Genomic DNA, 12,790 nt, shown 5'->3' on the forward strand with positions numbered 1-12,790 from the left:
TCGGTCTCGACGATGTCGGCGCCGGCCGCGAGGTAGGCCTCGTGGACCGAGAGGATGACCTCGGGCTGGGTGACGACCAAGAATTCGTTGCAGCCCTCGTACTCGGCGCCGCCGAAGTCGGCGGGGCCCAAGTTTTTCTGTTGCAGGGCGGTGCCCATCGCGCCGTCGAGGACGAGGACGCGGGTCTTCAGCGCCTCGATCAGGCGCTGGGCGCGGTGGGTGTAGGGTTTGGGATTCAACATCGCATCAACTCCGACTTCACTTCCTCGAGACGGCGCCACACCTCGGCGGCCTCCGCCTCCGTCCTGGTCCCCAGCCCGCAGGCCGGCGTCAACAGGGCCTCCGCGAGTAGGGCCCGCGCCTCGGCCTCGCCTAGGGCGTCGGCAAAACGGGTCCGCCATTCTTCCACTTCCCGCCGGGAATTCCAAGCCGAAGGTATCCGCGTCGGCACGATCCCCAGGGCCAGGCGCCCCCCGCGCCCGCGAAGGCCGCGAAGCGCCGCGGGGTCCCCGAGCCAGGCCGGACCGGCCAGGGCGAGGTCGAGGGACAGCGCGTCGGCGGGCCAGGCCGAGACCTCGACGACATCCCAAGCGCCGCAACAGTGAACCCCCACCGTCGCGCCGAGGTTTTTCAAGGCCTCCAAGGAACTACGCAAGGCCTGCGTCGCCGCAGCCGCCCTGGCGATGCCCAGTGCCGGTTCGTCCCAGAAAAACAAGACTCGCTTGCCCAGCCGAGTCAGCGCCGCCGCCATCGCCTCGGCCTTCACGAAGAGCCAAGCGAGGAGCTGCGCGTCCAGCTCCGGGTCCTCCGGCAATCCCCCCTCCGCCGCGGCCTCCAAGGCGACTCGCGCCGTCACCGGCCCGAGCAGCTGGACCTTGGCCCAAGACCGCGGGTCCCTCTCGAGCCGCGCGAGAAAGTCTTCCCACAAGAGGCCCGGTCCCGAGGGAAACACTTCCGCCACCTCCAGCCCCTCTTTCAACCGCGCGCGGAAGGTCCGACCTTGCGCCCGCCAGTCCTCTTCGGAAAAGCGCAGCTCCCCCTTCCCCGCCACCGAGACCCCGGGAAAGCCCGCCAGGGCCTGAACCAAGAGACCCTCTCCGGGGTCCAAGGCCGGAAGGCTTGGAAAATAAGGGATATCTACCGCGAAGGCGGTCTGAAGCGCCGCGCGCGCGTCGCGGCCCGGCAGGCTGCCGATTCCGGTCGTGGCGAGGGACGGGATATCGCTTGACTTTATCACCGATAAATCCAAGTTTTACGAGCACTTATGGCCCAAGTCCGAAAAAAACACCCCTGGTGGAAGGCCTTCGCGTTCCTGCTGGGGATCTTGGTCTTCGGCTTATTCCTTTTATACGAATTTATCCAGTCTCCTCGGTTCCTCCGCTTCGCCGTCAACCAGCTCAACAAGAGCATCAAGGGCGAGATCGCCTACAAGAACCTGGCGATCGACCTGAACCGCGGACACCTCAGCCTGGTGGATTTCGCCTATAAAAACGAGGCGGGCGGCAAGATCGTCGGGCTCGACTCGCTGGATCTCGACTTCGCCTTCGGCAGCGCCTTGAAGGGCAACTTGGGCATTCGGCGGCTGCGCGCCGAGGGCCTGCTGATCGACCAGCGCCAGATCCAAAAGACCGGGCCCAGCTCCTGGCGCACCGCCCTGCGCGTCATCCTCAAGCGCGTCTCCGCGGAAGACATGAAGGTGCGTGACATCCGGCTCTCCCTGCGCAACGGCGACGAATTTCACTTCGACGAGGCCGACGTGGCGATCGGCCGCCCCGTGGCCTCCCGCCAGAAAGTGAAGTTCGCCGTCGACCGCAGCCTCCTGAAACCGGCGGACAAGAAGATCCAGACCGGGGCCCTCACCTTCGAAGGCGAGATCGTCCTGCCCTACCTGCGGGATTTCACCTTCTTCGTCAGCGAGGCCGAGGGCGACCTCTCCATCCAGGACGTCGAGCTCGCCGGGCTCCCGCCCAGCAGCTTCTTCAGCGGCATCAAGATCGGCGGCGACACGCTCTATCTCGAAAACGGCCGCTTCCTCCACCCTGAGGGCGCACTGAGCGTCGATGTCGACTACATCCCCGCCAAGTCCACCTACAAGCTGGACCTGAAGACGATCGCGCCCCTCCCGATGCGGGCCATTCCCAAAGCCGGCAAGGAGCTGCTGGAGACCTTCGACAAATTCGAGTTCAGCCTCCGCGCCGAGCTGCAGGGCTATAAGTTGGATCAGATGAACGGAGACGTCGCCCTGGACGCGAAGACCCTGGGCAACACCGCCAACAAGGAATGCCAGGAAAACAAGCTGCACCTGGTCGGCAAGATGCGGCAGGGCGTGTTGGAGCTGAAGGAATTCGAGCTGGCCTCGCCGAAAAGCAAGGTGAACGGGACGGGTAAGGTCGACTTCCCCAAGCAGCTGCTGGACGTGCAGATCAAGACCACCGAGTTCGACTTGGCGACGCTGATCCAGGCGCTCTCCGACCTCGACCTCCGCGGCTACGCCACCGCCGAGGGCACGATCAAGGGCCCCTTCAAGCGGCCCGACTTCGTCTTCCAGGCGAAGGGCCGCGAGCTGGCCTACAGCTTTCTCGAGTTCGGAGAAAACGCCGGCGTCTTCAAGATCGTCGACGGCAACTTGAGCTACGAGGGCGGCGCGCCGGCGGGCTCGGGGCACACGGCGTCGGTGCAGGTGACCAGCAAGGAGATCTTCAAGAAGTCGCGACACACCGTGCTCAAGACGCAGTTTCAGGGCCTCGACGCGTCGAAGCTGCTCGACAATCCCGACATCACCGGCAAGGTCTCCGGGACCTTCGACCTGGAGGATATCGGCGAGGCCTCGCCCACCGGGACGCTGAAGGCCGATATTCAGGACTTCGTCCTCTTCAGCTTCAAGCTGGGCCCCATCGCCGCGGAGGGCAAGCTGGGCAACAAGCGCTTCGTCATCTCCCCGCTGACCTTCCAGCCGCCGGGCTACGAGAAGATCGCCATGCCCGCCGAGACCGTCTTCGAGTTCGACGATAACGGCGTGAAGGTCAAGGGCGAGGCCCTGCCGGGCTTAAGCTTCACCGGCAACTACGCCTACAAGGGCGTGCGAAAATTCTTTATCGACGCCGAGGCCAGGAACGTCGACCTAAGGCCCATCTGGGCCGCCCTCGAGGTGCCCTTGGTCGAAACCTACGGCGACGGCAAGATCAAGATGGGCCTGGGCATCGAGGGCACGGCCACCGAGATCGACATCAACGCCAGCCGTTTCGAGATCCCATTGGAAGAGGGCTCCATCGTCAACGACGGCCCGCTCAAGGTCGCGATCCGCCCGCCCAGGATGATCTTCGAGAGCGCCCGCTTCCGCTCCGGCGGCGGCCTGCTCACGCTGAGCGGCTCCTACACCTTCGACGGGCCGATGGCGCTGAAGCTGGAGGGCAAGGCCGACTTGGACATCCTGGGCTACTGGAAGCAGTTCTTCCGCGATGCGGAGGGCTTCGCCAACCTGGACCTCAAATTGAGCGGCACTCTGGAGAAGCCGGATATCGTCGGCGAAATCTCCTTCAACGAGGCGATGCTGGTGCTGCGCGCCGTCCGCGGCACCATCGAGAACCTGACCGGAAAGATCCGGCACAACGGAAAATCGCTGGTCTTCGAAAATCTTTCGGGCACGATGTCGGAGGGCGACATCACGATCAACGGCCTGGTCAACCTCGAGGGCTTCGTCCCCAAATTCGCCGACCTCACGATCAACACCCGCGAGGTGGCGGTCGCCGAGCCCGAAGTCTACAAGATCGTGTTCAGCGGCGACTTCACGCTGAAAGGCCCCGCCGACCGGATGAAACTCTCCGGCGACATGTTCATCACCGAGGGACGCTACATCCGGGATTTCCAGATCACCCAGTTCCTCCTCAAGCCCCGCGCCAAGACCCTGCCCGCCGAGCCCAACCCCTGGCTCGAGCGCATCCTGCTGGACCTGCGGATCAAAAGCCCGGGCGAGCTCGCGATCAAGAACAACGTCGCACGGATGTTCCTCGCCACCGACCTGAAGGTCACCGGGCCCGCCAAACAGCCGGAGGTGCAGGGCGAGATCCAAATCCTCGACGGCGACTTCACCTATTTCAAGATCGCCTTCGAGAACGCCCGCGGCTACGTCGATTTCCGCGGTCCCAAGACCCAGCCCTACGTCGATGTCACCGCCTCGAAGGAGGTGCTGCGCAACCTGGGCACGGTCAACGTCACGGCGCACATCGTCGGCTACCTCGACAACTTGCAACTGAATTTCCTCAGCGACGCCGGCCTGCCGAAGCGCGACATCCTCGCGATGGTCTTCACCGGCGCGCCGCCCGGCGAGACCGGCACCAGCAGCTCCAGCCTGGCCAGCTCGGTGATCGCCTCGCAGATCGCCGGCTTCCTGCAGCGGCCCTTGGCCGAAAAGGCCTCGATCGACATCTTCCGGCTGGAGGCCGCCGACGAGTCGATCAGCCGCCGCAACAACCGCCAAGGCATCCAGACGCTGGTGGTCGGCAAGCGCCTGACCGAGAGGCTGTCGCTGGAATTCAAGACCGACTTGGGCATCGACGACCCGGTGCAGGGCGTGCAGATGGAATACCTGCTGCTCGACAACGCCCTGCTCAAGGCCTCGCAGCTGAGCGACGGGTCCTTCGATTTCGATTTCACCCTGCGCTGGAGAAGCTTTTGAGACCGGATCCGCTTAAAATCCTGGCGCTGCTCGCGGCCTTGCTGGCGCCCTTCGGGGCGGCCGCGCAGGCCCCCTTGCCGTCGCCCTCGCCCACTCCCGCGGCGGAGGCGCCTGCCTACGCCCCCGATCCCGACGAGGTGATGGGCGCGGTCCTGAAAATCGGCTTCCAAGGCCTCAATGTCTACCGCGAGGAGGTCGCGCGGGACGTGGTCGGCCTCGAGCTCGGCGAGGTCCTGACCCGCGAGAAGCTGGAGAACGCCATCAACAACCTTCGCAAGTGGGGCGTCTTCGTCTCGGTCGAGGTCCTGGTGGAGTACGACGAGGGCGGCGTCGGTCTCACCTTCGAGCTCGTCGAGGGCTACCTGATCAAGGACGTCACGATCCGCGGCAACTACCCGCTGCTCGAGGGCAAGGTCCGCCGCACCCTCTTCCTCATCCCGGGCCAGATCTACGACAAGGCCAAGCTTCCCGAGCAGCTCGACCGCCTCGATCGCCTCTACGAACAAGAGGGGTACTTCGACACCACGGTCCTGGCCATCGAGGACTACGACGAGGAGCACCGCGAGGTGACGATCACGATCAAGATCGAGAAGGGCAAGACCTACCGCCTGCGCGATAAGGAAGTCACGGGCAACACCGCCCTCAACCCCAAGCGGATCAGCACGATCATCTTCACCTACAGCCACTACAAGCCCCGCCAGATCAAGAAGGACCTGGCCAAGATCAAGGGCCTCTACCGCGACAAGGGCTTCGTCCGCGCCCGCGTCCGCCTCGAAGGGGAGACCTACGATTACGACGCCCGCAAGGTCGACATCCAGGTGGCGATCCGCCAGGGCAAGCGCGTCTTCGTCTCCTTCGAGGGCAACGACCACTATTTCGACAAGGTGCTGCGCAAGCATATCACCATCTACGAGGACGGCGATTTCGACGACTTCGAGATCGAGGCCTCACGGGCCAAGCTGGCGCGCTTCTACAAAGAGCGCGGCTACGAGGAGGTCAAGGTCGAGGCAAGCCGCGAGAAGGTCGACGACGAAAACTACCTCGTCACCTTCCGCATCATCGAGGGCCCGCAGCGCCGGGTGGGCGAGATCGAATTCGTCGGCAACCGCGGGGTCAAGAGTTCGAAGCTCAAGGAAACGATCCAGACCAAGGCGACGGGCCTCGGCGAGCCCGGCTACTACCTCCCCGAGCTCTTCCAAGAGGACCTGAAGCAGATCGAGAGCTATTACCAACGGGAGGGCTGGCTCGACGCCAAGGTGGCCAAGTGGGAGCGCAACTTCAACCTGGTCGGCGACCGGGTGCTGCTGACCGTCGACATCGACGAGCAGGCCCGCGCCCGCGTCGAGAACCTGCACATCGAGGGCCTGCCCGAAGAGGTCAAGCTGGAGGTCTGGGAAAAACTCGCCTGCCGGCCCGGCGAGCCCTACAGCCCGCTGCGCTTCGACGAGGACGTGCAGTTCGTCCTGCTGACCCTCTCCAACCACGGCTTTCCCTATGCGCGAATCGACAAGCGGGCCGACAAGGTCCGGGAGAATCTTTGGGACCTGCGCATGGGCGTGGACTTGGGCACCCACGTCACCATCGGGCGCATCCTCTTCGTCGGCAACTCGCTGACCAAGGAAAGGACCATCCGAAAGAACCTGCGCTTCAAGGAAGGCGCGGAGTTCTCCGCCAAGGACATCCTGCAGTCGCAGCTCAACCTGCGGCGCCTTGGCGCCTTCGACGGCGTGAACATCGAGACCCTGGGCCTGGCGAACCGGGAGCCCGTCGTCCACACCGTCATCCGCCTGCAGGAGCGCAAGACGAAGATCATCGACCTGGAGGCCGGCTACAACACCGACACCGGCTTCAGCGGGAAGATCGTCTTCAACAAGCTGAACATGTGGGGCTCGGGCAAGAACGGCAACATCAAGCTGCAGGGCGGCCAGGAGGTCTCGCGCTTCGAGATCAACTACATCGACCCGCGGGTCCGCGGCACCTCGGTGCAGCTGCTGGTCGGCGCCTTCGCGGGCGTCAACCGCCGGCCCTTCTTCGAGGACTTCGAAACCGGCGCCTTCTCGACCCTGTTCAAGGACTTCGGGCCCTACTTGAGCGCCTATGGCCGCCTGGACTTCGAGTACGTCGACTTCAACGAGAGCAAGACCCTCATCGACGAGCTGGAGCCCCGGGAAAGCGCCGACGACCACACGCGCTTCGAGACCACCTTGGGCGTCACCTACGACCGCCGCGACAGCTACGGCGACCCGCGCAAGGGCTACTACCTCAACGGCGCCGTCACCATGACCCACCAGTTCATCCAGCTTTCCGGGAACTACCTGACCACCAAGGCCAACCTGGGCCATTGGTACAGCCCCTTCTCCCGCGTCACCATCGCGAACGCGCTGCGCGTGGCCAAGATCTTCCCCTTCCCGGGCGACACCTTCATCACCGCCGACGAGCGGCTTTACCTGGGCGGCGACGACACGGTGCGGGGCTTCTCGCAGGATTCCCTGCTGCCCACCGGCGGCACCTTCTCGCTGGTGCACAATTTCGAGCTGCAGATCCGCGCCTTCGGGAATTTCCAGGTGGTGGGCTTCCTCGACACCGGCATCGTCATCCCCGACATGAGCGACTTCAACCTCTTCAACCTGAGGCACTCCGCCGGTCCCGGCGTCCGCTACGTCACGCCGGTCGGCCCGATCCGCGTCGACTACGGCTTCATCCTCGACCGCCATCCGGGCGACGGCGTCGGGCGCCTGCACTTCACCTTCGGGTATTTCTTCTAGGAGGCGGGGATGCGGCGCGCGAAATTCCTGTTATCCGTGGCGCTGCTGCTGGGGGCCGCCTGCGCGAAGGCCCCGCCCAACTTGAGCGCCCTGGGAACGGAGCCGGAGTGGCGGTCCTTGGCGGCCTACGGCGAGGCGCTGACGACGGAGTTATTTCAAGCCTTGACCCTCCAGGTCTACGGCTACGACGACGGCTGGGCGAAGTACCTGCGGCTCGAGGAAAAGACCCTCGAGGTGAAGACCCGCGCAAAATCCGAAGCGACCTTCTCTCTCCCCTTGGCCCGCGATGCGGCCTCGAAGAAAGAGCCGCCCCGCTACTGGCGAACTTCCCCGCTCCGTAATCCCACTCGGGACAAGCCGCTCGCCGGCCTGCGCATCGCCCTCGACCCCGGCCACCTGGGCGGCGCCTGGGCGCGGATGGAGGACCGCTGGTTTCGCCCGGAGGGCCAAGCCCCCGTCGCCGAGGGCGACCTAACCCTCCTGGTGGCGAAAAAATTGCGGACCCGCCTCGAAGGCTGGGGCGCCGAGGTATTTTTGACGCGCGAATCCGCCGAGCCGGTCACGCCGCTGAGGCCGAAGGACCTCGAAGAGACGGCGGCGAAATACCTGGACGAGGGCCAGGACCTAAACCTCGCCCGGCCGGAGGCCTTCCGCGCCCTGCCTCGCGAGGAGCAGGTGCGACGCGTGAGCGAGCTGCTCTTCTACCGCGTCGCCGAGATCCGCGCCCGCGCCGCGCTCGTCAACCAGAGGATCCGCCCCGACCTGACGGTCTGCCTCCATTTCAACGCCGGCGACTGGGGCGATCCCGAGGCGCCCCGCCTGGCGGCGAGCAATCACCTGCACGTCTTGATCCCCGGCGCGGTCGAGGCGGGGGAGTGGGCCTTCGACGACGTGCGCTTCGAGACCCTGCGCCGGATGCTCGACGGCAGCCACTTCGTCGAGCGGCCGCTCGCCGAGGCCGTCGCGGAGGCCCTGGCCCGCAGCACGGGCCTGCCGCCCGCCCTGGTCCCGGGCGGCTCGGTAAAGAAGGTCGGCGACAATCCCTACCTCTGGTCGCGCAACCTGCTGGCGAATCGCCTTTACGAAAACCCGACGATCTTCCTCGAGGCCTACGTGATGAACCACCCCGAGACGATCGCACGAATCCAGGCCGGAGATTTTTCGGGTCGGAGAAATATCGCCGGACAGGAATTCTCCAGCCTCTACGAGGACTACGCCGGAGGGGTTGCGGCGGGGATACTGGAATATTTTCGAAAGACATCGCCTTAGGCTACTGCCCAAGGACCATCCAATACAGTATCAATATAACTTCTTGTTATTACTAATTTTTTAAGAAACCGGCTCGCCCTGACGAAGCCGTCATCTCCTATCCCGAATTTTTCATCGTTTTTTCATCCCCGCTTCCTCCTCCCTTCATCCGTCCCGCCGAAGATCTCTCCAACGGCGGGCATGCCGCCCGCCGCTCGGTCGAAACCAAGGAGAAAAACCATGAAAGGTCGATTCGCAGTCCTGCTGAAAATCTTCTTCATCGGCGTGATGACGCTGGTGATGCTCATTCCCACCCTCTTCATCCTCAACCTGATCGACGAGCGCCAGCAGCGCCGCGCCGAGGCGAGCGGCGAAGTCTTGAAGGGCTGGGGCGGGGAGCAAACCCTAAGCGGCCCCGTCCTCGTCGTGCCCTTCCTCGTCGAGAACAAGCTCACCAACGAGAAGGGCCAAGAGACGCTGCAGCGCGAGCTGCACTTCGCCTACTTCCTCCCGGAAAGACTGGAGGTCGAGAGCGCCCTCGCCTCCCAGACCCTGCACCGCGGCATCTTCCGCGTGCCCGTCTACCAGGGCGAGATGAAGGTCCAGGGCCGCTTCGCCAAGCCGGATTTCTCGGCCTGGGGCATCCCCGACGAGAAGATCTACTGGGAGCGCGCCTTCCTCACCTTGGGCGTGAGCGACCTGCGCGGCCTGCGCGAGACGCCGAAGGTCTCGTGGAACGGGCAGGCCATCCCCTTCGAGCCCGGCACCAAGGACGGCGCCCTCTTCGACTCGGCGATCCGCGCCAAGCTGCCGCCGATCGCCGCCGAGACGCGGGGTTTCGATTTCCAGATGAACCTGCAGATGGGCGGCGGCCGCTACCTGGCCTTCCTCCCGCTCGGCAAGGACACGCGCGTGAAACTCTCCGCCAACTGGCCGCATCCGAGCTTCACGGGGAATTTCCTGCCCGTGTCCCGCACGGTCGACGCGCAGGGTTTTCAGGCGGAGTGGAAGATCCCCGAGACCGCCCGCGCCATCCCGCAGAGCTGGCGCGACAACCCGCCCGAGCTCTACCTGCCGGGCTTCGCCTTCGGCGCCGACTTCATGATGCCGGTGGACATCTACCAGTTCACCACCCGCGCCGCGAAGTACGCCATGCTCTTCATCCTGCTGACCTTCGTCGCCTTCTTCCTCTTCGAGGTGATGAGCAAGCTGCGTATCCACCCCGTCCAGTACCTCCTGGTCAGCGCGGGGCTCTGCCTCTTTTATCTATTGTTGCTCTCGCTCTCCGAGCACATCGCCTTCGGTTGGGCCTACCTCGCGGCCACCGCCGGCACCGTGGGCCTGATCACCGCCTACTTGACGACGGTCCTGCAGAGAAAGGGCCGCGCCCTCCTGATGGCCACCGTCCTCTCCGGACTCTACGCCTACCTCTTCACCCTGCTGCGCGCCGAGGACTACGCCCTGTTGATGGGGACGGGCGGGCTCTTCCTCATCCTCGCGGCGGTGATGTTCCTCACGCGCCGGATCAACTGGTACGAGATCGACCAAAACAAGGCGGCGCCGGCGCTCAACGCGACGGCGGCTTCCTAAGGGGCGAGGAGACGGCCATGTGGAAATCCCGAATCGCCTTATCCCTCCTGCTCATGGTCCTCGGGGGAGTGGGACTGAAGTCCCGCTCCCCCTTCCTCCTCGCCTGGCGCGAGACCCTGCCCTGGATCTTGCCGATCCTGGGCGCGGCCCTCGCCTGGAAATTTCGCGGACGGAAGGCTTGGGCGATCGCCTTGATCCTGGCGGGGTTGATCCCCTTGGGCCTCCAACGCCAGGCCGACTCCTTGCGCGAGCGGGTCTTGGCCGCGGAACCGGCGGCATTGCGGCGCCTCGGCCGCCACTTTCTCGTAGGCTACCGGGACTTCGCCGAGCTCGAGGCCCTCGTCGCCCGCGGGGCGGTGGGCGGCGTCTTCGTCACCCAGCGCAACATCCAAGGCAAGACAAGCGACCAAGTGCGGGCGGAGCTCCGCCGGCTGCAAGAGATCCAGGCCGCCCAGGGCTTGCCGCCGCTCTACATCGCGACCGACCAGGAGGGCGGGCCGGTCTCCAGGCTTTCTCCCCTGGTGCCGGCCCAGCCCTCCCTCGCGGTGTGGCTGCGCGCCGGCGGCACGGCCCAGGCCTACGCCGACCTGCAGGCCCGGGCCTTGGCCGAGCTGGGCGTCAATCTGAACTTTAGCCCGGTCGTCGACCTGCGCCATCCGGACCAGGACGGCCGCTTCCACCCCCACACCCGGCTCGACCAGCGCGCGATCTCGGCAGATCCGCTGGAGGTCGCGGAGGCCGCGACGACCTACTGCCTCGCCTTCGAGAGACGGGGGCTGCGTTGCACGTTGAAGCATTTCCCCGGTCTCGGACAGGTCGCGGTCGACACCCACCTGCGCGAAGGCAGGCTGGAGATCCCGCGCGACGCGCTCGAGGTTGCCGACTGGCTCCCATTCCGCGCGACCCTGGCCGCAAGCCGCGCCTTCCTGATGCTGGGCCACGTTCGCGTCCCCGAACTCGATCCCGAGCTCCCTGCCTCGCTCTCCCCCGCGATCGTCCGCGGCCTGATCCGCGGTTCCTGGGGGCACGAGGGGGTCCTGATCACCGACGACTTCACGATGGGACCGATCCAAGGTCGGCCGGGAGGGGTCGGGCCCGCCGCGCGGCAGGCGCTAGAGGCCGGCGTGGACTTGATCCTGATCTCCTACGATCCGGAGCTATATTATGAAGCGATGGCCTATTTGCTGAAATCGCGGGACGACGGGGGCTTGCGGGCGGCCTTGGCGCAGAGCGCCCGCCGCCTAGGGGAGGATCTCGATCGGCGTGCCGTTGGGCACCAGGTCCCAGATCTCCTCGATCTCTTCGTTGGTGACGGCGATGCAGCCGTCGGTCCAGTCGTAGAGGCGGTGCGTCGCCCCGAAATCCGGCGCGCCGTTGGGCAGGCCGTGGATCATGATCGCGCCGCCGGGCGAGACGCCGCGGGCCTTGGCCGCCGCGGTGTCGCTGCGGTTGGGGTAAGAGATATGTAAGGACAGGTGGTAGCTGGAATTGGGATTGCGGTAGTCGATGGTGTAGCGCCCCTCCGGGGTCTTGTGGTCGCCCTGCTCGCGCTTGGGGCCCACCGGCTCCCCGCCCAGCGCGACCTTGTAGGTCTTCCAGGCTTTGCCCTCGCGGTACAGGGTCATGCGCCGCTCGGCCTTCTCGACCACGATCTTCTCGGCCCGAAGCTTTTTGGGTTTTTTGGCGGCGGCCGCGGCCGGCAGCAGCAGGAGGATCAGAAGGAGGGGGAGGATTTTCTCAAGCGGCTTCTTCATGGGGTGCCCTGGCCAAGGTCAGGATAGCTACGGCGCCGCCCTCGCGGCGGTTCTGAATTTCTATCGTCCCGCCGTGCAGGCGGGCCACCTCGCGGACGAAGCTTAGGCCCAAACCCGAGCTCTTCTTCCCGCCCTCGGGCCTCGGGAGGGAGTAGAAGCGCTCGAAGACGCGGCCCAGGGCGTAGTCGGGGATGCCGGGGCCCTCGTCGAGGACCCGCAGGCGGAGGCCCTCCCCCGCGGCCTCGGCTTCGATGCGGAGGGTCCCCCCGCGGGGGCTGAAGTCGAGGGCGTTTTGCAAAAGGTTGGTCAGCGCCGCCTCGAGGAGGAAGGCCTCGCCGCGCAGCGGAAGCGGCCGGGGCAACCGCGACTCGACGCGGATCCCCTTGGCCGCGAAGCGCTCCTTGAGCCGCGCCAGGACGGCCTCGGCCAGGACCGCCAGATCCAGATCCTCCGCGGCCTCCAGGCCCCGCCGGGACTCCAGGGCGGCCAGCTCGAGCATGCGCTCGACGATCCGGTGCATCCGCGCGGACTCGGCGCGGATGTTCGCGACGAACTTCGCCTGCGCCTCGGGATTTTTCTCCTCCTGCAGGATCTCGGCCGCGCCCTGGATGGCCGCGATCGGGCTCTTCAGCTCGTGGGTGAGCGACTGGACGTAGGCCTCGACGTATTTCTTGCCTTCGAGCGCCTCGCGCATCCCCTCGAAGGCGGCGCCCATCTCGGCGATCTCGCTGGAGCCCAGCCTGGGAAAGGGGGGAAGG

The 12,790-nt window shown here is 65.6% G+C and carries 9 protein-coding genes; 5 read left to right on the top strand and 4 right to left on the bottom strand.

What is annotated here, in order from left to right; genetic code table 11:
- A partial coding sequence (locus FBR05_12380; GenBank protein ID MDL1872979.1) for a hypothetical protein occupies nucleotides 1-242 on the bottom strand: 242 nt, incomplete at its 3' end.
- A complete protein-coding gene (locus FBR05_12385; protein MDL1872980.1) occupies nucleotides 236-1,237 on the bottom strand; it encodes a hypothetical protein in 1,002 nt (333 codons plus the stop codon). The genes FBR05_12385 and FBR05_12380, both read right to left, overlap by 7 nt.
- A 27-nt stretch (nucleotides 1,238-1,264) precedes the next feature.
- Between FBR05_12385 and FBR05_12390 the strand changes: the two genes are divergently transcribed.
- From FBR05_12390 to FBR05_12410, 5 genes are all read left to right on the top strand, one after another.
- Entirely contained in the window at nucleotides 1,265-4,675 is a 3,411-nt protein-coding gene (locus tag FBR05_12390; GenBank protein ID MDL1872981.1) for a hypothetical protein, read from the top strand.
- Entirely contained in the window at nucleotides 4,672-7,440 is a 2,769-nt protein-coding gene (gene bamA / locus FBR05_12395; protein MDL1872982.1) for an outer membrane protein assembly factor BamA, read from the top strand. Before FBR05_12390 ends, bamA begins: the two co-directional genes overlap by 4 nt.
- Before the next feature lie 9 nt (nucleotides 7,441-7,449).
- Nucleotides 7,450-8,709 carry a hypothetical protein gene (locus FBR05_12400; GenBank protein ID MDL1872983.1) on the top strand — a complete coding sequence of 420 codons (1,260 nt, stop codon included), beginning with the start codon at nucleotides 7,450-7,452 and terminating at the stop codon, nucleotides 8,707-8,709.
- A 180-nt stretch (nucleotides 8,710-8,889) separates the two neighbouring features.
- Complete coding sequence (gene creD, locus FBR05_12405) at nucleotides 8,890-10,278, top strand: cell envelope integrity protein CreD (protein ID MDL1872984.1); 1,389 nt, start codon at nucleotides 8,890-8,892, stop codon at nucleotides 10,276-10,278.
- Between the two features lie 17 nt (nucleotides 10,279-10,295).
- Nucleotides 10,296-11,747: a glycoside hydrolase family 3 protein gene (locus tag FBR05_12410; GenBank protein ID MDL1872985.1), complete on the top strand. Its 1,452-nt coding sequence runs from the start codon at nucleotides 10,296-10,298 to the stop codon at nucleotides 11,745-11,747.
- On the opposite strand, the gene FBR05_12415 is transcribed toward FBR05_12410, so the two are convergent.
- Nucleotides 11,520-12,032 carry a hypothetical protein gene (locus tag FBR05_12415; protein ID MDL1872986.1) on the bottom strand — a complete coding sequence of 171 codons (513 nt, stop codon included), beginning with the start codon at nucleotides 12,030-12,032 and terminating at the stop codon, nucleotides 11,520-11,522. The genes FBR05_12410 and FBR05_12415 overlap by 228 nt on opposite strands.
- On the bottom strand, nucleotides 12,016-12,790 hold a 775-nt coding region (locus FBR05_12420), incomplete at its 5' end, for a two-component system sensor histidine kinase CreC (protein ID MDL1872987.1). The genes FBR05_12420 and FBR05_12415, both read right to left, overlap by 17 nt.

The organism is Deltaproteobacteria bacterium PRO3 (assembly GCA_030263375.1).
Taxonomy (GTDB): Bacteria; UBA10199; UBA10199; order DSSB01; family DSSB01; genus DSSB01.

Bases quoted from the DNA above. Each gene is read 5' to 3' on its own strand.
- FBR05_12415 (MDL1872986.1), bottom strand. From the start codon at position 12,032: ATGAAGAAGCCGCTTGAGAAAATCCTCCCCCTCCTTCTGATCCTCCTG.
- creD (MDL1872984.1), top strand. From the start codon at position 8,890: ATGCCGCCCGCCGCTCGGTCGAAACCAAGGAGAAAAACCATGAAAGGT.
- FBR05_12400 (MDL1872983.1), top strand. From the start codon at position 7,450: ATGCGGCGCGCGAAATTCCTGTTATCCGTGGCGCTGCTGCTGGGGGCC.
- FBR05_12410 (MDL1872985.1), top strand. From the start codon at position 10,296: ATGTGGAAATCCCGAATCGCCTTATCCCTCCTGCTCATGGTCCTCGGG.
- FBR05_12390 (MDL1872981.1), top strand. From the start codon at position 1,265: ATGGCCCAAGTCCGAAAAAAACACCCCTGGTGGAAGGCCTTCGCGTTC.